The sequence below is a fragment of the Brevibacillus ginsengisoli genome (assembly GCF_050113715.1).
GTDB classification, from domain to species: Bacteria; Bacillota; Bacilli; order Brevibacillales; family Brevibacillaceae; genus Brevibacillus_H; species Brevibacillus_H ginsengisoli.
In genome coordinates this window covers 198,257-220,700 of record NZ_JBNJQR010000010.1, presented here as the reverse complement: position 1 = coordinate 220,700, position 22,444 = coordinate 198,257, and the positions used below count along the sequence as shown (strand labels likewise).

General features: G+C 45.1%; 23 protein-coding genes and 1 pseudogene. 10 read left to right on the top strand and 14 right to left on the bottom strand.

The features are described 5' to 3' along the window. Positions 1–13: 13 nt before the first annotated feature. A complete protein-coding gene (locus ACQCN2_RS19860) occupies positions 14–1,036 on the bottom strand; it encodes a S1C family serine protease (RefSeq protein WP_426930684.1) in 1,023 nt (340 codons plus the stop codon). A 287-nt stretch (positions 1,037–1,323) separates the two neighbouring features. On the opposite strand from ACQCN2_RS19860, the gene ACQCN2_RS19855 reads away from it, so the two are divergent. The 3 genes from ACQCN2_RS19855 to ACQCN2_RS19845 all read left to right on the top strand — a co-directional run bounded on the left by ACQCN2_RS19855 (position 1,324) and on the right by ACQCN2_RS19845 (position 4,510). Next, positions 1,324–2,766 carry a S8 family peptidase gene (locus tag ACQCN2_RS19855; RefSeq protein WP_426930683.1) on the top strand — a complete coding sequence of 481 codons (1,443 nt, stop codon included), beginning with the start codon at positions 1,324–1,326 and terminating at the stop codon, positions 2,764–2,766. 168 nt (positions 2,767–2,934) lie between these two features. After that, a complete protein-coding gene (locus ACQCN2_RS19850; RefSeq protein ID WP_426930682.1) occupies positions 2,935–3,225 on the top strand; it encodes an ArsR/SmtB family transcription factor in 291 nt (96 codons plus the stop codon). Positions 3,226–3,316: 91 nt separating this feature from the next. After that, a complete protein-coding gene (locus tag ACQCN2_RS19845) occupies positions 3,317–4,510 on the top strand; it encodes an MFS transporter (protein WP_426930681.1) in 1,194 nt (397 codons plus the stop codon). 40 nt (positions 4,511–4,550) lie between these two features. Here the strand turns inward: ACQCN2_RS19845 and ACQCN2_RS19840 are convergent, their stop codons facing one another. After that, entirely contained in the window at positions 4,551–4,862 is a 312-nt protein-coding gene (locus tag ACQCN2_RS19840) for an antibiotic biosynthesis monooxygenase family protein (RefSeq protein ID WP_426930680.1), read from the bottom strand. Between the two features lie 179 nt (positions 4,863–5,041). On the opposite strand from ACQCN2_RS19840, the gene ACQCN2_RS19835 reads away from it, so the two are divergent. Both ACQCN2_RS19835 and ACQCN2_RS19830 read left to right on the top strand, forming a co-directional pair. Next, entirely contained in the window at positions 5,042–5,602 is a 561-nt protein-coding gene (locus ACQCN2_RS19835; RefSeq protein WP_426930679.1) for an FAD-dependent oxidoreductase, read from the top strand. Between the two features lie 58 nt (positions 5,603–5,660). Next, complete coding sequence (locus ACQCN2_RS19830) at positions 5,661–5,852, top strand: hypothetical protein (RefSeq protein WP_426930678.1); 192 nt, start codon at positions 5,661–5,663, stop codon at positions 5,850–5,852. A 117-nt stretch (positions 5,853–5,969) separates the two neighbouring features. Here ACQCN2_RS19830 and ACQCN2_RS19825 read toward each other — a convergent pair whose 3' ends face one another. The 3 genes from ACQCN2_RS19825 to ACQCN2_RS19815 all read right to left on the bottom strand — a co-directional run bounded on the left by ACQCN2_RS19825 (position 5,970) and on the right by ACQCN2_RS19815 (position 8,465). Further along, a complete protein-coding gene (locus ACQCN2_RS19825) occupies positions 5,970–6,422 on the bottom strand; it encodes a DUF2935 domain-containing protein (RefSeq protein WP_426930677.1) in 453 nt (150 codons plus the stop codon). A 79-nt stretch (positions 6,423–6,501) separates the two neighbouring features. Next, positions 6,502–7,965, bottom strand: coding sequence for a DUF4179 domain-containing protein (locus ACQCN2_RS19820; protein ID WP_426930676.1), 1,464 nt, complete (start codon positions 7,963–7,965; stop codon positions 6,502–6,504). Beyond that, positions 7,962–8,465, bottom strand: coding sequence for an RNA polymerase sigma factor (locus tag ACQCN2_RS19815; protein ID WP_426930675.1), 504 nt, complete (start codon positions 8,463–8,465; stop codon positions 7,962–7,964). The genes ACQCN2_RS19820 and ACQCN2_RS19815 overlap by 4 nt, the downstream gene beginning before the upstream one ends. 153 nt (positions 8,466–8,618) lie before the next feature. Between ACQCN2_RS19815 and ACQCN2_RS19810 the strand changes: the two genes are divergently transcribed. Then, entirely contained in the window at positions 8,619–9,248 is a 630-nt protein-coding gene (locus ACQCN2_RS19810; RefSeq protein WP_426930674.1) for a pyridoxamine 5'-phosphate oxidase family protein, read from the top strand. Positions 9,249–9,353: 105 nt separating this feature from the next. Here the strand turns inward: ACQCN2_RS19810 and ACQCN2_RS19805 are convergent, their stop codons facing one another. The 7 genes from ACQCN2_RS19805 to ACQCN2_RS19775 all read right to left on the bottom strand — a co-directional run bounded on the left by ACQCN2_RS19805 (position 9,354) and on the right by ACQCN2_RS19775 (position 17,421). Further along, positions 9,354–9,887 (bottom strand): C40 family peptidase, encoded by a 534-nt coding sequence (locus tag ACQCN2_RS19805; RefSeq protein WP_426930673.1) that lies wholly within the window; start codon positions 9,885–9,887, stop codon positions 9,354–9,356. Between the two features lie 491 nt (positions 9,888–10,378). After that, entirely contained in the window at positions 10,379–11,272 is an 894-nt protein-coding gene (locus ACQCN2_RS19800) for an RNA polymerase sigma-70 factor (protein ID WP_426930672.1), read from the bottom strand. A gap of 35 nt (positions 11,273–11,307) precedes the next feature. Continuing rightward, positions 11,308–12,465 carry an NAD(P)/FAD-dependent oxidoreductase gene (locus ACQCN2_RS19795; protein ID WP_426930671.1) on the bottom strand — a complete coding sequence of 386 codons (1,158 nt, stop codon included), beginning with the start codon at positions 12,463–12,465 and terminating at the stop codon, positions 11,308–11,310. Positions 12,466–12,969: 504 nt separating this feature from the next. Further along, positions 12,970–13,626, bottom strand: a complete 657-nt coding sequence (locus ACQCN2_RS19790) for a response regulator (RefSeq protein WP_426930670.1) — start codon at positions 13,624–13,626, stop codon at positions 12,970–12,972. Beyond that, positions 13,613–15,736: an ATP-binding protein gene (locus ACQCN2_RS19785; RefSeq protein ID WP_426930669.1), complete on the bottom strand. Its 2,124-nt coding sequence runs from the start codon at positions 15,734–15,736 to the stop codon at positions 13,613–13,615. Before ACQCN2_RS19785 ends, ACQCN2_RS19790 begins: the two co-directional genes overlap by 14 nt. A gap of 117 nt (positions 15,737–15,853) precedes the next feature. Further along, on the bottom strand, positions 15,854–16,777 hold the full coding sequence (locus ACQCN2_RS19780) for an MBL fold metallo-hydrolase (RefSeq protein WP_426930668.1): 924 nt from the start codon (positions 16,775–16,777) through the stop codon (positions 15,854–15,856). Positions 16,778–16,827: 50 nt separating this feature from the next. Next, positions 16,828–17,421, bottom strand: coding sequence for a TetR/AcrR family transcriptional regulator (locus ACQCN2_RS19775; RefSeq protein WP_426930667.1), 594 nt, complete (start codon positions 17,419–17,421; stop codon positions 16,828–16,830). A 173-nt stretch (positions 17,422–17,594) separates the two neighbouring features. Between ACQCN2_RS19775 and ACQCN2_RS19770 the strand changes: the two genes are divergently transcribed. Continuing rightward, positions 17,595–17,972, top strand: a complete 378-nt coding sequence (locus tag ACQCN2_RS19770; RefSeq protein ID WP_426930666.1) for a transporter — start codon at positions 17,595–17,597, stop codon at positions 17,970–17,972. A 98-nt stretch (positions 17,973–18,070) separates the two neighbouring features. On the opposite strand, the pseudogene ACQCN2_RS19765 reads toward ACQCN2_RS19770, so the two are convergent. Beyond that, positions 18,071–18,196 (bottom strand): annotated as a pseudogene (locus tag ACQCN2_RS19765) (IS3 family transposase); the annotation flags it as partial. 225 nt (positions 18,197–18,421) lie between these two features. Here ACQCN2_RS19765 and ACQCN2_RS19760 point away from each other — a divergent pair. Continuing rightward, positions 18,422–19,813: a DJ-1/PfpI family protein gene (locus ACQCN2_RS19760; RefSeq protein WP_426930665.1), complete on the top strand. Its 1,392-nt coding sequence runs from the start codon at positions 18,422–18,424 to the stop codon at positions 19,811–19,813. 168 nt (positions 19,814–19,981) lie between these two features. Continuing rightward, complete coding sequence (locus tag ACQCN2_RS19755) at positions 19,982–20,950, top strand: C39 family peptidase (RefSeq protein WP_426930664.1); 969 nt, start codon at positions 19,982–19,984, stop codon at positions 20,948–20,950. A 25-nt stretch (positions 20,951–20,975) separates the two neighbouring features. Here ACQCN2_RS19755 and ACQCN2_RS19750 read toward each other — a convergent pair whose 3' ends face one another. Continuing rightward, on the bottom strand, positions 20,976–21,650 hold the full coding sequence (locus ACQCN2_RS19750; protein ID WP_426930663.1) for a DUF1232 domain-containing protein: 675 nt from the start codon (positions 21,648–21,650) through the stop codon (positions 20,976–20,978). Positions 21,651–21,783: 133 nt separating this feature from the next. Between ACQCN2_RS19750 and ytaF the strand changes: the two genes are divergently transcribed. After that, the gene (ytaF, locus tag ACQCN2_RS19745) at positions 21,784–22,416 is read left to right on the top strand and encodes a sporulation membrane protein YtaF (protein ID WP_426930662.1); all 633 of its coding nucleotides are present in this window, start codon (positions 21,784–21,786) and stop codon (positions 22,414–22,416) included. Positions 22,417–22,444: the final 28 nt, after the last annotated feature.

The window sequence follows — 22,444 nt, the reverse complement described above, 5'->3', positions numbered from 1 at the left end:
TTTACTCCCCTATCTATTTGATATACTCTCCGAAAGTCACGCTTCGCTGGATAAGATCCCCACCGGACTGAAGCATCAACACTGCCTTTTGCCCTGGAAGATAATTCTTTATTTGCTCGTTAAAATCAACAATCGTATTCACGTTAATTTTATCCACTGAGTAAATCGAGTCTCCCGGCTTTATTCCCGCTTTTTCCGCAGGCGAATTAGGATCAACTGAAATAACGGTTAGCGGTTCGTTACTTGGCAAACCAACAACTGCAGCCCAACTTTCTTCCAATTCAGCACCTAAGTAGGCTCGTTTTACTTTTCCATATGTAAAAAAATGTTTTAAAACATACTGAACGGTATCGGCTGGAATAGCGAAGCTTAGGTTATCAATTCCAAGAGAGACAAATTTCATCGAATTAATTCCGATGACTTCCCCCTTCAAATTGACAAGTGGCCCCCCGCTGTTTCCTGGATTTATGGAGGCGTCCGTTTGCAGTAAACGATAGGTAGAATTAACTGAACGATCTACTCCACTGATTACCCCTACGGTCGCCGAATTCCGAAGTGTGAACGAAATCGGAGTACCGATCGCTACTACCGTCTCTCCCACTTGGAGATCCGGTTTGGACGCAATCGTTGCGGTCGGAAGAGCCTTGGCATTTATTTTGACTAAAGCAAGGTCGCTCTCTTCATCAATATGAGTCGCCTTTCCCGGGTACTGCACCCCATTTGCCGTTACGACAATAATTTGTTTCATCTCTTTTACAACGTGTGCGTTCGTCACGATCCATCCATCTGGTTTAATTATGAGTCCGGTTCCATGCATAAGATTAAAACGATCGTTTTTTTGTGGAAGGTTTCCTTCATCCGGTTTGCCAATAATCCCAACAACAGCTGGAGAAATCTTCTTAATGACCTCAGGAACGGTATACACAGTTGGGTTGACTACCTTAACGGCTCCGAAAGCTCCGCTTGGCTGGATAATAATAAGTGCCATGACAATGAAAAAAAATCGTAACAATCCTCGGTTTTTCTCTCCCACCATTCAATTCCTTCTTTCTATCTTTTTTCAAATTGATTGAAGAAAAAGTTTATTGCGCAACCAGTTCTTCATCCTATTGAATTTTAGAAAATATTACTATAATTTACAATCTTATATAGTCGACAACATTCGACAGAATCACACCAGAAATTTCAATTTAGACCACTTCATAAAAATCCTGGGAACAGATGACGATAAAAAAAATTAGCTCGACAATATTCTTCCAAGGAATTTACTTCCAAATCCAAGAATTCATTCCCTAATCTTTGTAAAGGGGGAATATATACGTTATGAAACGGATTCTTGGATTTACTGCTTTAACCGCATTGTTAACGACCAGTCTTTTTGTCGGTGTCAATCCATCTTACGCCGGGGCTTCAAAGAGTCAGTACCTGCTTGCTTTTCAAAAGAACCTTCCAAGTGACTATGAATCGCAAATTAAGAAAGCGGGCGGAAAGGTTCTGCGTGCGATTCCGGAAATTGGCGGCGTAGAAGTTGAAACAAGCGATCCATCTTTCTTAAAGAATCTTAAGAAATCCTCTGGGGTAACGGCTGCCAACGCAGAATTCGTGCACAAGCTGGACTACAAGAAAATCGACCAACAAGCCGCAGATGGCCAACCTGTAACCGACATTCCGCAACCAGAAGATACAGATAGCTACTGGGATTATCAGTGGGACATGCAACGCCTTACCAATGAAGGAAAATCATACGATATTGAGTCTGGCGGAACGGATGACGGTAAACATAAAGCGGTTGTTGGCGTCATCGATTCTGGAATTGACTTCAACCATCCTGACTTGAAAGGAAATTTCCTCGGTGGCCAAAACTTCGTTCCAGCAGGTGTGGATGATTCCGAAACAGGAGATCCTAACGATGTCCTCGACCGCGATGGACATGGAACACATGTAGCTGGCTCCATTGCAGGGAATGGCAAAGTGAAGGGTGTAGGTCCTAACCTCGGCATTCGCTCTTATCGCGTGTTCCCTGAAAACGGCAATGCTCCAACCGCTTGGATTGTTGACGCGGTTGTTCAAGCTACGAATGATCACGTTGATGTCATCAACATGTCCATCGGCGGTTTCGATGCGATCGCTCGCTACAACTTCCAAGGCGGTTCCTATAATGATATCGCTGACGTTTTGCTTTGGAAACGGGCGATCCAATACGCGGTGAAAAATAATGTAACTGTCGTCGTCGCGGCTGGTAACGAATCCCTTAATTTGAACAACCCAACAGAAATCGCCGACTACATGCGCAATGAATACGGTGTGGACTACAAAGGTGCCGCCATGGAGGTTCCAGGACAAATCCCAGGCGTTATCACCGTCTCCTCTTCCAACAAGTGGTCCAAAGATGAGATTGCTTTCTATTCCAACTACGGCACTAAGAGCATTGATGTAGCGGCTCCTGGCGGCGATAACGGCCCAGTTTACGCACAGACAAGAGATCTGATGCAACGCGATTTCCATTACCGTACACTTAGCACTTGGCCAACTTACCTGCCTTCCTATTTCACATCTAATCTGCACGGCTATGCCCTCTTGCATGGTACATCCATGGCCTCTCCGAAGGTTGCAGGGATCGCTGGTGTGATCAAAGCGCAGAATCCTTCCCTTAATCCAGCACAGGTAACAGCACTTATCAAAAAGACTGCGATTGATTTAGGCAAAAAAGGAACCGATCAGTATTTCGGTTCTGGTGAAGCCAACGCTTACAACGCGTTAAAATAAGAGGAGTTCGTGTAAAAGAACCGTTGAGATTATGCTCAGCGGTTCTTTTTCTTTGGGGGATTGCTTACTGGATCCACCGGGGTTAGGCGTGATGATGCGGGTAGGTGCATCCTGTCTTTTCGCCAGAATGCAGTTGAAAAATTGGATAGCTTATTATAAAGTAGTTCTATGAATATTGAACAACAAACTGCCGACGAACAACGAGTCAAGATTTTCAAAGCGCTTGCGGACCCAACCAGGATCGAAATCATCAGGACGTTGCACCAAAACAAACAAGAAATGAACTGTGGAGAGGTAGGTGAACAATGCGAATCCTCCAAATCGAATGCCTCTTATCACTTTCGCACGCTTCGTGAAGCCGGCTTGATTAAGGTGCGAAGGGATTCTCAAATGAGGTTCATGAAAATTGATCAAGAGACATTTGATCGTTATTTGCCAGGATTTCTGGATACGCTTTAATCATCCCGGATCCTCTTTTTTTAGACTATATTTCAAAAGTTGTTTAACTAATGAACTTTAAAAATAAATCCAGATGAGGTGTTAAGAACTGATGTCCAGACCGTTATTGATTTTATTCTTGATGATTTTTTTCATTGGAACCGATACCTTCCTGCTTTCTCCGCTTCTCCCTACGCTTCAACAGCAATTTCAGGTTCCCAAGGAGATTTCCGGCTGGATGGTCGGGGCTTATGCCCTTGGATACGCGCTGTTCGCTTTGGTCGTCGGGCCGATTTCTGACCGCTTGAATCGAAAATCGGTGATGATCGTTGGCTTTCTCGCATTCGCTATATCCACTGCTTTATGCGGTTTAGCCACAGGATTTGCCTCGATGATCGTATTCCGGTTGCTCGCCGGGATCAGTGCGGCCATTGTGTCTCCACAAATCTGGGCAGCGATCCCCTTCCTTGTTCCACAAGAAAGAATTATTAAGGCAATGGGGATTGTGACCGCAGGACTTTCTGTCGCGCAATTGCTTGGGGTTCCGTTGGGCAGCCTTGTGGGGACGCTCGACTGGTCGGTTCCGTTTTATTTGGTGGGCGGACTTAGTGTATTGCTGCTCTTTTTCATACATAAATGGATTCCGACAATGCCAGCCCAAACCGGAGCCCATCAACTGTCGATTGTGGCCAGATATCGCCAGATTCTGTTCATGTCCAGCTCCAAACAGGCCTTTCTCGGGTACTTCTTGTTTCAGATCGGGAATTTCTCGGCGTTCACCTTTATTGGCACATTTCTGGCTGACTACTTCTCACTCAGTCTTGCCGGGATTGGTGGTGTCATGATTTTACTCGGTACCGGTAATTTGGTTGGAAGCTTGACGGGAGGGTATATCGTTCAACAATTGGGGCGTTTTCGAACCTTTGTCCTGTCAGTAGGCATGCTGGTCGTTGTTTATCTGACGCTTCCGTTATCTGCTCATCTATTAACTGTACAAGGGCTGTTTTTCCTTGCTTTTTTCTCTGGAGGCCTGCTTTTTCCCATTATGATGAGCGGTTTGCAGGCGATTGATCCAGCTTCACGAGGGACGATAGCCAGTCTTTCCAACTCCATCATGTACGCTGGGACAACGGTAGGATCCGCTTTGGCTGGAATCTTGTACGCAAAATTCTCAGGGTTTCATTCGATCAGTCTTTTTACTGCAGCCTGTTTCTTTTTCTCGTTGCTTTTGTTTGTCAAAAGCGGAATTCTGGCCTCCTCTTCTCTGTCCCCCATTCCGACAAAAGCAAAATCCGGCTCCGTTTAGGGAGTCGGATTTTTAGTACAGGAACGAAGTCTTATCTCGTTTACCGTTCAACCTTTGCAACTCTCGTCATAAATTGCTCATACCATTCTGATTTGCCTTTGGCCTGCGCAATCCGATGTTCTGTGTTGGCTTTCCAGTTACGTATCGCCTCTTCTGATTCCCAATAGGATACCGTGATTCCGAATCCCGAGTCATCCCGTACGCTTTCGACTCCTAAGAAGCCTGGTTGCTCGGAGGCCATCCTGACCATTTTCTCCGCCATTTCCGCATATCCATTATCCGCTTCAGTCCGCAAAGACGTGAAAATTACCGCATAGTATGGCGGCTGTGGTGTTCTGGCGAAACTGCTCATCCCGATTACCCCCTCTGACCTTTTATACTCCCTCTGCTTCTGTAAACTTTTGAAAAAACCTTCACTTGACCGAAAAATTTTAGCGATCACTGTCTAAGTCTATTTTGCTATAATTAGATTAGTAACTAAAAATAATTATTAGAAAAGTTTTCAAAACCCATTGAAAAGGAGTGCTACATATGTTCGACATTGCAATTATCGGAGCAGGCCCAACTGGTGCAAGCGCAGCCCTACTCGCAGCAAAAGCCGGCAAGAAAACCTTATTGATCGACAGTGATCAGAGCATTACCAAACGAGGCTTGTACAAGAACTACTATGGGATTGAAGAAATCACTGGCCCTGAGTTGGTGGAAACAGGTATCAAGCAAGCGACCCATTTCGGTGCGGAGTACATTCAAGGAAAAGTTGAAAATATCGCCAAAGCGGACTCTGGCTATCGCCTAGAGCTGGAGAATGAGCAGTTTGAAGCGCAGCATGTGATTTTTGCGACTGGTCTCATGGTTGATTTAGCTGAAAAAGCGGGCCTCCACACCAAGCCGGGAACTGAACCGCGAGTCAAAACCATCATTGATGTGGATCGTGACGGTCGAACCAGCCTGGAAGGCATTTGGGCTGCGGGTGCTGTTGCGGGATGCAGCTTGCATGCTGTCATCACTGCTGGCGACGGGGCTAAGGTAGCGATTAATATCATCAGTCAGCTGAATGGTGAGCGCTACGTCGATCATGATGTTCTGAAGTAATTAGCGGGTTCAATTGGAAAGCTCAACTACTCTCCCTTTGGAAAGTAGTTGAGCTTTTTTGATAGACAAAGAAGGAAATAATGACATACAACTCGCCATCGGGATTCAACGTTCCGATATAACAGGATGCGAGGAAGTAAGTGGTGTGTTGAACGGAGCCATTCAAGTTACACTAAAAGATAATCAATCCTTCGAGTTTGTCTTTAAAAAAGAGCGTGTAGCGAATATTCTGGCAGAACTTAATAAATGATAGGAAAAAGAAGACGTTGCCGAAAGCAAAGTCCTCTTTTTCCTATCGTTCGACGCTCCTTGTAAACAGCCTCATTCTTCCATTGCTGGTGATCACCCCGAGTAGATGTAACCCTATTTATTCCGCTCCCATATGGAAAGCTGCCTGGGGCTGTGATAGCAGCGCCTGTGTAATGCCAATGAAGTATTCGGATTCGCGTCGAATGTGGTTCAGGACGGTTATGGCCGTTGGATTGCTTTTTAACGGAACACTCTGTTCGGCCAGCTGATTTAAAAAGGCGATAAACTGTTCGCTTTGCGCCATAGAGAACTTAACCAATTGGAGAATCTGTCCGACAACCTCTGGGCTTACCTGATTCCCCGAACGTACTACCGTTTCGATATAGCGAACAAATAGCGCTTGTGTTTGGGCAAAAGCCTGCCCCCATTTTTTCAGCGCGTCCACGAATTGTGGCTCCAGATTGGGAACCAACGCTTGAATCACATCCGTATGCTCGCTCTCTTGGTGCTTCCAGAACTCCCCTTCATCCAATATGCGCAGTGGCATCATGTCTCCGTAATAAAACTGCATATTTCTTCCCCTTTTCCAAATAATTCAATGCCCTATAGTCTATTGTCACGGGGAAAAAAGTGTGCCTAACTATGCCTGTTTATGGTTTGGGGAAGGGGATTCTATCATTAAAATTTCTGTATTTGATATTGATATGGTCAAAAGAGAGATTCACTTGTTTGATCGATTTCGTAAGTCCTGAAATCTTGAGATAACTGTGGAAGCCTTCTTTGTTCGTGAGAGTTCGATTATTCCAAATTTCATTGGAGTACTCTTTTTCGTCTATGGAGTAGCTTTTTCCCGACTGATCAATCGTCGTCCAGGCAAAGGGGATACTACCTGTTACCGAGCCATCGATCTCGATTCTTCCAGTCTCCTCTCCATCTTTGGACCGCTCTGTGCGAAACTTGCTGAATGTAAGCTTGCATCCTTTATAGTCGAAGCTTTGAGATTGACTGGCCAGCTTGGTTAAATCAAGTGGATAAGAGACATCTGCCCTCTCCAGCATATTGACTCCATCCAGCACAAGCGTATACTGGTGGTTCTTGTCGAGTGGAACAAAGCTGTATTGAAAAGATCGTTCCATGTTTCTGCTGCTCTCTGAATCATGATTCTGTAAAATCGGTCCTTGGGAGGCATTGGCAAAATCAGATGTCGCTACGATCTTGCCTTGTTCGTCTTCTAGATGAAACATGATTTCATCCACCATCTCGTAAGGCAGTGATCTATTTTTGATCTTTTTCAAAGCTTCGGACGTCCAATGTGTATCCAGATTGATTCTCGTCGTTGTGGGAGTCTGAATGATATCCTTCCATGTAATGATTAAACCTTGTGGAGTTTGGATGTCCTGATTCACTTGAATGGTTTGGGTTGCCGCTAAACTCTTCTGCATATCAATTGGTACTTCCAGTTTCCAGTTCCCTTTTACTTCGCCAATTTGTTTGAGGTTCATATTGAGGGCTAATTGCTTTAAATCTACTCGTTCATTCACTAGAAATTCTAAATCAATATAAGGCGAATGGCGGTATACCTGATGAATTCCGCCACTGCCAAACCAGCCCTGATTATTTTTGAGATAGAATCCCGATTGACTGTATCCGCTATACAAGATTTTATTCGTCAACAGCTTGGAGGCATCCAACTGCTTCCCACCTTGCTCCAGTCCAACCGTCATCACCACTCGACTCGGGTCAGCCAATACTTCCAACACTTTCAACGTAATCCCTTGATCTGTCGTATGCAGCTGACTCTCCTCGGCAAAGCCTTGCTTCGCACCCGCCTGCAGCCCCATATCCACATCGTTTCGCTCAAAAAAAGATTTCAGGTAAGCAGCAAATGCAGGCGACACATACGCTCCCACCGCAACACTCAGCATGCAAGCAACCGCTGTGGAGGAGACGATCCATTGCAGCTTTCTCCAGCTTTTCCTCTTAGCCAGAGGTACACTCGGACGTTGTTCGGAAAGGCGCTGGTCGATTTGCTCCCACATCCGATTGAAGTCTGGTTTCTCGATTCCTTCTTCTTCAAACCAAGCCGTTACCCTAGTTTCTTCCTCTCGCTTCACAGCAGGCCCTCCTTTACAATCTCGTGTAATGTTGACTCTGTCTTTCGACGTAATTGCTGAAGCCCTTTATTGCAACGGGATTTGACGGTTCCAAGCGGGATTTTCAGTATGGTCGCCACTTCTTCATTCTTTAACTGATGCAGATACTTGAGCAGGATGACAGAGCGGATCGGCTCAGGCAATTCAGTCAAGAGCTGTTGGATCTCACCCTTCAATTCCTTCTCTTCGTACTGTCCCTCAATGTGCCGAGGGTCGATTAATTGCTTCAGCCGTTCCATGATCAGCACCCGTTTCTTCCGTTTCAGGTAATTCCGGCACATGTTCATGGTAATGCTTAAAATCCAAGGCTTCGGTTTTTCAATTCGATCAAAGTCTTGTTGCAGCGCTTTAACAAATACATCCTGACACAGATCCTCCGCATCCTGATAATCATGCAGCATATAGTAACACGTACGAAATACATCCATCTGATAGGTTTCAAAAAATTCCCTGGCGTTCAAGCTTTCGCCTCCTCTCTTCCCGTCTTCTGTATATGTAACAATTTTCCTTCCCAAAAGGTTCACGTTAGAAAAGACTGACGATCCGATCCTTTCACATAATTCCGGAAAAATTTGTTATGATTGTTCTATCCACTAGTAAAGGTGTCGATTTGTATGTATCCATTTAACGATATCGTGTCTACCTCAGAAGAGCTTCGCGCAATGATGGGAGAATCATCACAGAGAGCCCAAAGAAAAGTCATCCATTATTTAGATGAACATTGCCGAAATTATATTGCCAAAACTCCCCTGGTGATCCTGAGTACAGCAGACGAAAACGGTCTTTGTGACGCCTCGCCACGAGGGGATCAATCGGGTTTCGTGAAGATTCTTGATGACAAGCACCTGGTTATCCCTGATCGACCAGGAAACAAACGAGTTGATACCATGCTCAACATCTTGTCCAATCCGAATGTAGGTCTTCTTTTCGTGATTCCCGGTTTGCAAGAGACTTTGCGAATCAACGGAAAAGCTTGCCTAATCCGTGATCAAGACATTCTGGCGCAAATGGCCGTAAACGGCAAAACTCCGCAAATCGCCATCGGAGTTGAAGTAGAGCAAGTCTTTCTGCACTGTGGAAAAGCTATGATTCGCTCCAGTCTGTGGAATCCGGAAACGTGGCTGCCAAAGGATGAGCTGCCCTGCATGCCTCAAATGATGGTCGACCACGCAAAAATAGAGGGATTAGATGCTAAACAGGTGAAGGAATCGTGGCAGGACGGGTATAAGAATCGACTCTATTAATCAACCTTTTCTCCCTGAAAAATGTTTGTAACAAAAGAAAAGACCGCTGCCTTATCAAAGGCAACGGTCTTAAAAATTGAATAACCTTAATATTCTGATGCTAACTTATTTGGTGATGCGTACAGCTGTTACGTAATGGTCATTCCACCAACCACTAGCCATGTTGCTGTAGCGGACTCCACCAGCGCCATATGTATGCAGAACCTTATTGTTTCCAGCATAAATCCCAACATGCCCAATGCGATTGATTGAGTCTTTCGGGTATTTCATTGTCGCCGGAGTTGAGAAGAACACAAGGTCCCCTACGCGCAGGTCGCTGCGTTTAATCTTGGTTCCCTGTTTGAACTGGGATCTGGCTCCGCCTCTTCCAAGGTTAATGCCTGACCCTTCCTTGTATGCCCACATCGTAAATTCAGAACAATCCATTGTGGATTTGTCATAACGGCTGGATGCATACTTGTACGGGGTTCCGAGATATTTCTCTCCCGCCTTGATAATTTTGGCGCCTACACTTGTCGATTGAGTACTTACCGTATTGCTTGTGCTAGCCAAAGCTTGTCCATTAACACCAATCAGCAGTAAGGATGTACTCAATAAGATGGCAAGTGATGACTTTGTTAACCAGTTTCTCTTCGTCATTTCTTTTTCCCTCCTGATCTTCTGGGTTTCACCTAGCAAATGGCTACTTTCCCATGGTAACGGAGGTTATAACGGATGATAAGTGGCAAAGATTTTCCAATTGGGATTTTGAGGTGATTGTCCTATTTTTATGGAAAATCTCTTAAATGACTTTAGACGGCAATAACAGGGGCAATGGTCCTATTTGAGTTAGTAAATACTGGGGTAAGAAAAGAGCTTCGTCCCTTTACGTTCTGTTTAAGCTCTCATGTAGCAGTTGCTGTCCGCTCCGTTCACTGCGGAAGGGAGTCGACAAGAAAATCACTTCGCTTCCCACTCTGATGTAAAGAATGCCGACTCTTTTCCTTCCTACGTTCTCTGCGCTTTGTTTCGCTTAAAATGAACTACAAGCGGACGAAGCTCTTTTCTTCTGCGGGCTAGAAAAAACGGAAAAAATTCAAGTACTTTTCAACTGAAAAGCACTTGAATTTTTGATTATAGATGAGCGCCCATCAAGATGATAAACGCTCCGATTCAACCACATGACCCAACTTCTCAGGATTGAGAATCATATAAATCGTTTGGATCTTTCCTCTATGTTCGTCAATTCCGATAACCCCTTGAACCTTGCCGTCTAGAACGATCATAATTCCAGCCTCACCGTTCACATTGGTAACGATAAAAGAATCCGACGTTGTCTCGATGAATTTCTTGACAAGCGCCAGCAATAAAGCGGAAACAGGCTCTCTTGCGTGTATCGGATGAGCTGCGGCCGTTACGATTCCACCTCCGTCCGCCAGATAGGTGACATCTGCTGCCAGAACGTCCATGAGCGCCGAGACATTGCCGCTACCCAACGCGGCGATAAAGGTACGGACAAGGGCTTCCTGACTCTCTTTTTGCTTGTGGATGTCTTCAGGGGACAGGTTAATTTTCTTCTTGGCCCGGCTAAAAATCTTGCGGCAATTTGATTCTTCTTTTCCGATCATATGAGCAATGGCCCCGTAGTCAAAATCCAGTACCTCTCGCAGGATAAAAACGGCTCTTTCGACAGGATTTAGCCGCTCCATGACGACTAACATGGCCAAAGAGATATATTCCTCCTGAATCACCTCTTGCAGAGGGTCGGCATCAGTTGTCACGAGTGGCTCTGGCAGCCATGGGCCGACGTAGTATTCACGCTTTTTTCGAGCCGATCGGAGCAAATCGATCGAACGATGCGTCACCATGGTGCACAGCAAGGATTTGATATTTTGCTCATGGACAAGTTCCCGCTCATTCAACTGAAGGAAGACGTCTTGAACCAGATCCTCGGCATCAGCCACACTCCCCAACATCCGATAGGCGAGCGAAAAAAGCAACGCTCGGTACTCCAAATAAAACTCTTTCCATCGTTTCTTTTCCATGGCCATCCCTTCTTTTCGGTTGATGCCCCTCTTGTCTAGTTCTGAACCAAGCTGGCCTGATCCCACGTATATCGACGGATTTTTTCACCAAGCCTGCCGGTCACAATAAAATCAATTCCCCATTTTTGCGACCAGACCAATCCTTTGTCCGGCCCCAGTCCTATACAGTAGAGAGGTGGATATTGCTCATGCAAGACAGGGCGTCCTCCCTCCAAGGAAGCTCGGATATTCTTGCATACTCTCTCAGCCTGGGGTATCGCTTCCTTGCAGGTCATGGTGGCAACCTGACCAGTTGTGGGGTCTGATAGATGGGCCGCATCGCCAAGCGCGTATATTCTGGAAGTTCCTGTTACACGATAATCCGATTCTACTAATAAACGTCCATCCGTTGCTAGTGGCAAACCAAACTGGCGAAGGATTGGGTTAGCTTCTAGTCCAGTTGTCCAGATACATACATCCGCTTGCTGACGTGACTGATCCGTGAAATGAAGAATGCCTTCGTGGAAGCGATCCACTCGTGTCCCATGGATCACTTTAACACCCAATTGCGTTAACTCCTGTTCAAGCCTGCGTCCGACCTTATCAGGTGTATGTGGGAGTAACCGTTGGCTCGTATTGAATAAGGACATCTGTACCTCGATTGGAGAATTTTTTGTTTCGCGATTCAACCAGACAGCCATTTCCGCAGCGGTTTCAATTCCTGTAATTCCACCACCGACAACAGCAATCCTGAGCTTTTTTTCGCTTGCTCTTTGCAAGTCCGCCAACCGATCCATTACTTGCTTGCGAATAGACTCCGCACTCGGTATACCATCAAGCGCTACTCCACCCTTCCCCAGATCAACCTCCCGAACTACACTTCCCACCGCCAAAACAAGATAATCGTAGTGAATTTGTTGAAATCCCTGAGTGCTCGCTAGTTGAAGGGAGTTTATAGTTGAATCGATCGTAAGAACCTCTCCCTGAAGCAGTTCTACTTGACTCCCACAATACGATTTCAACGGAATGTGTATGTCCGCCTTCTCCACTACAGGCTTAAATAGCAGCACTTTACGCAGGTGGTACGTGTTCTTGTCGATGAGTAGAAGTCGGATTGTTTTGCCCAGTTCGTGTTTGAATATTTTTTTCATATGGTGTATGACGTGAATTCCCGCATACCCTCCACCGACTACGACGATTGTTTTGGGTTCCATAATGATTCCTCCCTTATTGGTTTTACTCTTAAAACGAGAAGCCATCCCGTTTTGTGACATAGCAAAAAACCCTCTTATTCCGGGGAACAAGAGGGTGAATGGATTGACCACTTATTTCTGCAAGGACCCTTTCTCTTGATCAGAGGATTGAGTCCGTGTAATTTCCGTTAAACAATAAGGGCAAATCCATTCGCCCTTGTTTGAGCTTCCGTAGGACTTGTGACTGCAGTTAGGACACTTCTGAATAAACATGTTACCTCCCATAAGATCAGTCTGTTTCTTTAGATGTGCATTCACTACATTGTGCTAAAGGAAACTCGTAATTATAAAACCCTGTCTTAAAAATTTTCATCCCTTTCTGTGGCTTTAACAGCATCCGGCACTTGATACAATAGACAAGTTTCGCCGATAATTCCATTTGCTTTTTCACACCTCTTTACAATTCAATCTCTTTTGTAAATGGTAGCAAATATTTATTAAAATGAACCCTAACTAAAGTTAGTTTTATCTAAAGGTTTGTTGATTCTCGGCCTCGTCTGTTAATATTCCGAGTTGTCTCGCCTGCATAATCGCTTGAGTCCGGTTCTTCACCTGCAATTTACTGTACAGTTGGTTATTGTAGCCTTTGACCGTACCCAGTGAGATGTGAAAATAAGCGGCGATTTCCTGATTGGTATATCCCCTGGCAATTAATGAGAGCACTTCACTCTCCCGTTTGGTTAAAGGTTCATGGTTGGTCTCCAGTTGAGGCAAAGGAATTGGCGAGGTCAGTTCTGATACAGGCATTGAGCGATTTTGGTACCTTCTCATTTGGGCTTTGACTCTGCTCACCAGAATACTGGGATCGAATGGTTTGGTTACATAATCATCTGCGCCAATGTCCAAGCCTTTGATGATGTCAGACGAGTCCATTTTGCAACTTAAAAAGATAATTGGCAGATCGGATTGTTTCCTCACTTCTTTACAAACGGTCATCCCATCTAAACCTGGCAACAGAATATCCAGAATCATGAGAGCCGGACATTCCTGTTTCGCCAATCGAATGGCTTCCTCTCCTGTTGCCGCCTCTAGGACGTGGAAACCTTCTTTGTTCAAATAGAGACGAACAAGCTCACGAATATCCGGATCATCTTCTACCAAGAGAATGTTAGGCTCTAGCATCACTTAACCTCTCCCTATGCTGATTTTCAACAAATGTAACGGGTAATGTAAAGAAAAACTCGCTTCCTTGACCAGGATGACTCATCACTTCAATCTTACCTTGATGGCATTGGACAATCTCCTTGGAAATCGCCAATCCGAGACCTACCCCTTCGCCTCCTCTGACGCGTGACTGAGAACTTTTATAGAATCGGTCAAAGAGAAAGGGAAGTTCTTCTTCCGCAATACCACTTCCTGTATCCGTTACGCTGATTGTCGCCAAACCCTGCGTGGTCGTTTCCGCTTTTACCTCTAGCCCCAGGCGGATGAGACCTCCTTCTGGCGTATATTTGGCCGCATTTGTCAGAAGGTTGACCAGCACCTGTTCGATGCGCGTCGGGTCAATGGTTGCTGTAACAGACATTTGAGAGTACTGAACATGTTTATTCACGAATTCAAACCTCAATCCCTTTTTCTTCATTTCCTCGGCATGCTTCTCATAAATCTGCTCCATATACGCGACCAAGGAAGTGGGTTTAAAATAAAAGCTCACTTGTCCAGACTCCATCTTGGTCAACTCGTACAAATCTCGAATTATCCGATTGAGATAGATGGTTTTATCATAGATCAGATGGAGATATTTCGGATCATCACTTCGCACAACCCCATCAATCATGGCTTTGATAAATCCTTGAATAGAGGTTAATGGAGTTCCCAGCTCATGAGAAATATTCGTAAGCAAATACCTTCTCGATTTCTCCATGGTCGAGAGTTCATCATTGATCCGCTCCAGATCCTTGTTGGATTGCACCAAGGCCATTGTGCGATCCTTGACCTTCTCTTCCAAGGTCAGATTAATCTCCTGTAATTCTTCCGACAGCCTCTCTACAGATGTGAACGTGCGAGAGAACTTGTAAGCCAGATTTAACATTTGGGTGAGCAAAAACATGAGCAGTCCAAGTGGCACCAAATTTTCATAGGTTCCCAAATTCAAATAGTAGAGGGTATCGTTTAGGCAGGTCAGAAAAAAGAAAAAGAGTCCAATCCCATTCAGAATCGAGCCTTCTCTTTTGCGAAGGGCAGCCAGAAGATAGATCCCAATGATCACGACCATACTCGTTAAGATAAAAAATTGAAAAAACAATAAAGATGACGTGAAGGTAAGCGGTGTAGTCAAGACAATCCAGGAGGAGCCAAGCACGCAGCCTGTCAGGATCAGCTTCCGAATGAATCGGTTCACCTCTTGTGGATATTGCGCCGCCACAAACAACAAGATGAATGCCATTCCCAACATCCCCGTCAGGTATTCGGCCTTGACTAAGTAGGTCCAATCCAGCTCTGGGAACAACCGGACTCCTATCGTTTCGCCTAATAATAACGTTCTTATAGCAATCGTGAAGGAGAGAAGTCCAAAATAGAGGGGAGACTTGTTCGACCATCTGACAAAGGACAAGCCTAGATTGTATAGCCCCATAATCAGCAAGCTTGCCGCGATAAAACTTTCATAGATGATACGCTTTTCACGCTCTAGCATAACGGGTTCCGCCAGCCCAAAGTGAATGGTCTGCCACAAACCGCCCTTGCGTTGAACAAAATTGGAAACCTGAAGGACAATCTCGATCTGGTTGCTTTCTTGGGGGATATTAACGACCTTTGGGTAATTTTTGGGCACCATTTCATCCTGGCTTCGTCCTACGGTTCCATTCGAAGCCAGTAGTTCACCATTCACCCATAGTTTGTAGGCCGTGGCAACACTATGCAGATAAAGTGCTGTAGATTGATTGTGATGGGATTTATCGAGCTGAATAACGAGGCGGTACGTCCCATAGCCTTGGTTGGTTAGCGCCTGACCTTGTTGTTGAAGGTTCTTCCACTCAGCTGGGACTTGGGAGTAGCTTGGAGTCTGAGAGAAGTGTTCTCGGGAATGCAGCTCTTGCGGGTCAAGCAGTTGCTTCCAATAGAATTCCCACTCTCCGTTCAAGGGGATCATTGGATTCTCGTTTAATTGAGCCTGTGACACATAAAGAACGCCCTTGACGGCTGAGAAGGCTGGTCCCTCTGCCGCTTTGACTCCCAAGGATTGGAGCAGCAAAAAAGCCAACAGGCATACAACCACATGAAATCTTTTCATGTAAAAAACCCCTGCTCGATCATTATTATTATCTCTATTATTCTAGCATATTTGCATGGGACAATTTACTAAAAATAGCAAAAACCCCAGCCACTTCACAAATGACCAGGGTTTCGCTTATAGCTTCATAACCTCGCCCAAGCGCAGAATTCGCAGTTGCTCATCCGCTAATCGCTGACGATCCCATTCTGCCGTTAAGCGATCTAACGCTTCCTTCGGTGTGTCGTCGGCCAAACGGAACGCTCCGTAATGCATGGGAATAAATAGTTTTGCCCGAAGCTCGCCAAACAATCGTATGGCTTCTTCCGGTGTCATATGCTGCGAAGACATAAACCACTCCGGTTCATAGGCGCCAATCGGAAGCAAGGCAATATCGATCGCGAATCGCTCTCCAATCTCCCGAAACCCGCGAAAATATCCGCTGTCTCCTGCATAATAAATGGTTTTTCCTTGATGCTCGATGACCCAGCCACCCCAATGAGAGGTATTGGTATCCCAAAGTGTTCGTCTAACCCAATGCTGCGCGGGAACAAAGGTGAACGTGACCTCACTTCTCTCTTCTTGCTCCCACCAGTTGTATTCCTGCACCTTGGTTAATCCCTTGCGCGAGAACAATCGGGCCAATCCGGCTGGGACAAGATAGGTTGGCGATCCTGGAAGCTTGCGCAACGTGGAGAAATTCAGGTGATCGTAATGTCCATGGGAGATCAGAACCACATCGATTGCGGGCAGTTCCTCCAGAGGAAGACCCGGCGGACTCAATCGCTTCTCAAACCCCATCCGGGATGCCCAAACAGGATCAATGAGAATATTGAGTCCGTTCACCTGAATGAAAAAAGTCGCGTGACCAATCCAGATCACCGACGTTTGCTCACGATTATTGCGTATCCACGCATAGTCAATTCCGTCCTCGCTGGGAACCGTGTAGGAGAGGTCTTTGGGCTTAGCTTTCCGTTCCTTGCGCCATTTCCTGACTTCCGCGAAGGTCTTGGTGACGGACACGTCATCGAGATTGGCATACCGTTTTTTCGGTGTAAACAAAGTGAACCCCTCCGCTTCTTCCTCTTCACGTTCTGTCATCCATCGAGCTATTACAGATTCGGACGAACCAAAATTCCGTTCATGACTAGATCGGCCATCTCTTCCGCCAGCTCATCTGGTGTCTTCTCACCAGTCAAAAGCCACTTGTTGGTCAATCGATCCACTGCCCCGATCACGAATTCAGCTACGAAGGCAGGCTTGATCCGCTGGCGAATGTGACCAGCCGCTTGATTGCCGGCAAGGTTTCCCGTAACGAGCTGAATAATCTCATTTTTGATGGTCTCTGCTTCAGGTGACTCAAACCAAGCGATCCGGGTAAGCTCGGGATTCGAGCTTAGATAGGTGAAAATCCCCTTCAAATTACTTACAATTTGCGCTGGAATCTCGGGTGGTGACAGCTTGGCTAACTGGCGAAAATTGTTCGCAAGTAGCTTCGTCTGTTGCCGAAACTCATCCACCAACTCCGCGAAAATCGCATCTTTACTCGTAAAATACAAATAAAAAGCGGCTTGCGTCAGGCCCGCTGCTTTCACAATATCGCTTACCTTTGTCTGTTGATACCCTTTATTTGCAAACAAATGCTTGGCAGATTCCAGCAGTCTCGCGCGGCTGGCTTGACCTTTTGTGGAGATATGTCGTTCCATGAACCGAACCTCCAATTATCCTATAGATATAACTCACGAGTTAGTTATATCCAATTTTCCAGGTTGTGTCAACTATGAACCAATTTAGTTGAACAGACGGGAACAAGCGCACAATCATTTTGCTCATCACAAACCTATCCTATAAGTAAACGTGTAAAAGAGGTGATGAAGAAATGACATTCCCATTCCCTCCAGGCGGAGGTGGGTTTCCTCCAGGCGGAGGCGGATTTCCTCCAGGTGGTGGATTCCCTCCAGGTGGTCAGTTTCCTCCGGGTGGCCCTTCAGGCAATTTCCCTCCGCCCCCATCCAGCCCTCCCCCTGTAGGAGTCTCCCCCTTCACCGCAACAAACCGACAATATCGGGTTGATTCCGGCTCCTTGCGGCCTTGCCGGTTCCGGTATGTCTACGTCTGGCTTCGCAACGGCAGCAATTTCTGGTTCTATCCCGTGTTTGTAAGCCGCACGACTACAGCAGGGTATCGTTGGAACGGATTCACATGGCTGTATTATGCTACTGATTTGCGTCGTATTCAGTCTTTTGTATGCTTTTAAAGATTCCTCTTTAAGAAAATCTCCTTTCATCCACCTCTTCTATATGAGAAAACTCCCTATTTTGAAGTGACCCCAAAAAGTTAGACAAGGTTATTTCGTTAGGCTACTTGGGCATGGGCTCGGTATTGTACTGAGCTCATGCCTTTTAGTTTTGTCTTGATTCGATTGTTATTGTAATAATGAATGTACTTTATAAGTTCCTTTTTAAAGTGCTCTATACTTTCAGCATGCTATCTACTCTTTTGATCCCTTGCAGGGAGCTGATATGGATTGGCTTGCCAATTCACAATGTTCGGTTTCCAATGCCCTGAAAGAACAAGGCCGACGCAGATCTCGCGTCGGCCATTTTATAACGATGGTTCAGTTCATACCTAGTTCACAAAGCTGATCTATTGTGTTCCTTGTGTAAGATAATTTGAAGTGTTTACCAAGGAAGGAAGAATAACGAAATGAAGAAGTTTATGCTGCGTGTTGCTGTTTACGTATTCAGTTTCGTGTTGTTTGTGGGAGGAATTGGGTTGTTCGGATTTCTTCGTTCATGGGAAGCTTTTTACGTAGCTGCTCGCCAAGAGCCCATTCCTTCTTTGCAAGGAGTGAAGAAACCCGAATATAATCCGAATAAACCTACGGTTGCTGTGCTGTTAGGCAATGAAACCACGTATGGCTCCGATTTTATCATTCCTTACGAGTTGTTCTCTAGGACGGGGGCATACAACGTATATGCAGTGGCTTCGGACCATAAGGTGAAGACATTAACAGGCGGTCTTGAAGTACTACCGGACTACTCTTTAAAAGAATTGGATCAATTATTAAGGAATAGTCCTGACATTATCGCCATTCCTTTTATGAGAATCAGCGACGAAAAGAAGTTTGATCCGATCCGCAAGTGGATACATCAACATTCCAAAACTACTTTATTAAGCATTTGTGGGGGATCGGGAAACCTTGCAGCTACAGGTTTATTGAGAGGAAAGTCAGCAGCGTCTCATTGGCTAAACATTGGGGAGTTTCAAAAGAAATATCCTGAGACAAACTGGATAAGCGACCAGCGGTACGTTGTTGATGGAAACGTTATATCCTCGGCGGGTGTTTCATCAGGAATCGATGCCTCTCTCTATGTGATTTCACAAAAACTAGGCGAACCCGTGGCGGCAAAAATAGCAAAGGAAATGAATTATCCTTCCTACCACTTCGTTAAAAATCCGAAAATGGACCCATTTAATTTCGAAATAGGTACCTATGTATTGAATCACGCCTATCACTGGAACAAGAAACCGGTAGGTGCCTTGTTGTATAACGGTATGGAGGAATTTGCATTGACTTCCGTGTTCGATATCTATTCAAACACGGGGACGACAAAGGTTCTCTCCATCTCAAACTCGGGGCAGCCCATCGTGACAAAACACGGTTTGAACCTGATTTCTAGATACTCACTATCAAATGCCCCAAAGCTAGATAGACTGATTGTACCAGGAAGAGAAGCGAAAATATTGGCTGCGGAGGAAATAAAAAACTGGAACGAGAAGGAGAATACCAAGGAGATTCTATTCATTCATAGTGATTCCCCAGATAAATATATAGTAGAAGTTGAGTTTGAAGATTTAGCCAAGCAAGAAGACCTCCTCACGGCAAAACATGCGGTGAAACGACTCGAATTTCGCGGGAATGACATCCATCTTGAAGGCAAACCGATTCCCCTTGAAACCTACAGCCATCTTCTCTTAACTAGTTTACTGGCATTACTGGTAGCCTTCTGTATTGACAGAAAAGTTATTATGAAGAAAGCAATTTTCAAACCATATAAACAAGACAATCAATTACTATCCGTTCTCTTTGTATAATAAACACAAATGTACTTGTATTCTATCAGGATGTTGTACATGACGGAGAGGAACTGTTATGGACCTTGAGTATTTGTCCAGTTTTGGCGGTTCATCCGTTTTTCTTGTGCTACAATGAATGATATTTCTAATGATCGCGCTTGATTCCACAAACGAGGGTTTCCGACTATGAAAACACTGTTGAAGAAAAAAATTTGGAAGATGTCACTTTTGATCATGTTGTTTGTGATCTTGATTGAATTCTCTTTTTTCCTTCCATCCTATCTGAACTATAAACATTATTCTGTTCACACTCTGCTTCAAGCCGTACAAGGAATGATTCCGAAATCGAGCTCCGATAAACCGAAGAAGGCCCAACCCGTTCCCGTTAAAAAATACGCAATCTATCATGGGGATCAAACGAGTGCTAGTTTTAATGATGCTACGGAGGCAATTTTGTTCGCCAAGAAATTGTCCTATCCAAGCAGTGTGGTACTGTCTGCGAACAACCGTATTCTCTGGAGCACGGTAAAGCCCCAATCCAAGGCTAATGCCGTGACGCTCATCAATGCTCCTTATATTAGTCAGTTGCCGGATTTGCGAACGGGGTGTGAAGTGACCACTCTGGCTATGCTTCTTCAATACTCTGGATATCAGGTAAACAAATTAGAATTAGCGAAAAAAATTGATAAAGACCCTACTCCGCTCACGTATGACAGCAATAAAAACATGTGGTGGGGAAATCCTCACAAAGGATACGTGGGTGAAATGTTAGATGGGACCAAACCCAGTTTTGGTGTCTTTAATAAGCCGATTGAGGGATTAGCGCGCAAGTACGCTGGAGATCGGGTCATTAATCTTACAGGAATGGATTTTAGCGATGTCTTGAACGTCGTTCGAAACGGAAATCCTGTTTGGGTGATTGTGACAACCACTTTTTCTTACGATGATACGCATAATATTGACTGGATGACAGCTGATGGTCCCATTCATACGACTCGAAATGAACACTCGGTTTTACTAACAGGGGTCGATGACAAGTATGTGTATATGAATGATCCTTTAGATCCAGACGGAAAGAATCGAAAACGATTGACCCGTCCATTTCAAGAAAGCTGGGAGCAAATGGGGAAACAGGCCATTACGATCCTGAAGTAATCCTGAGAACGAGCCAGATCCGGCCTTACACAATTCCCTCATCCGTTTGAACTGGCTCGATTTGGGCCAATCGATTCAATACGAGCTGTACGGCAATGGCATCGTCTAAATACCCGATAGGAAAAATATAATCAGGGATAATGTCAGTAGATAAAATAAAGTACAATAAAGCACTCCCCAAAAGAGCGCGCGCCTCTGTCGTAATGCTGTCTTTACAAAATAGAACGTACATATCCTTCAGTTGTTCAATGAATGGCCCGGTGCCGCTTACTTGTTCCACTTTCCCCGGAAAGTTCTCCACAATGAGTCGCTGTCCTTCCACGGTCAACGCATATTTTTCATACTTCGTTAACTCCTGCTGCACTCTTTCGGTTGTGAACCTCCGATCAAAAAAATTGGAGGATTCCAACACTTCCTGAATCGTGTCAATGGTCGCGTAAATATCGGCTTGCTCCTTCTCCCTTTTCCCCGTGATGTCATAACCCGCAGCTTTAAACAGTGTTTCAGTTGGAACACCCAGGCAGTACGCGATACGCTGAATGTGATCGGGCTTGGCTTGTTGCTTTCCGTTCACAATACGAGAAATCGTCGCTGTATCGATTCTAGTCAACTCACTCATTTTCCGCATCGATAACGACCGTTCCTTCAATAAAGATTTGACGAGTAAACCAAGATTGGAGTCCTTCTCGTTTACGCTCATAACCAGTTCACTCCTTGTAACATAATGATGATCTGAGTGTTGAAATTTTCTCAACAGTTTGAATGGGGAAAAGCACTTTTTTTCAACATTGTAAATACAATGACATAAAAAGTGCTGAGGAGTGAGTTCGAACATGACTTGGCTTATTATTATAGGCTTTGCGATTTCATCAAGTATTGATAATTTGGGCGTAGGTATATCCTATGGCATTCGAGGGATTCGAATCGGCTTACTCTCTAATTTGGTGATGGCGGTTATTTGTTTTTTCTTAAGTGAAACGGGGATTTTCTTCGGGCAGCTGCTCTCGAGAATCCTCCCCGGGATATTTCCCCTTTTGATTGGAGCCTTGCTGTTATTCGTGATCGGCATCCGGATTATCTTATTGGCGTCCCCGCGAAAAAAACAGCCCGATTTGGAACCCAAGAACAACGCAGCTCAGGCCAAAAACATCCAGGGAATATTGCAAAACCCGGAAATTGTCGACTTCGACAAATCAGGAGAAATTGGTTTGGGTGAGGCATGTATCCTGGGCGTTGCACTTGCGGCCAATGCCGTGACGAACGGACTGGGAGCCGGTTTACTAGGTTTGTCACCACATGCGATTTCTCTTACCGCCGCATTAGGCAGTTTCATCACAGTTTGGGCTGGAGTCGCCTTAGGCCGCAAAGCAGGCAAAGTCCGGATTGGTTCCTTCTCAGTAGGACAATTCGGCACAATCTTAAGTGGAGTGATTCTTCTGGTCATCGCGATTAAGAGTCTGATTTAAAGTACCTTGTCTTTATAGTTTACATGGA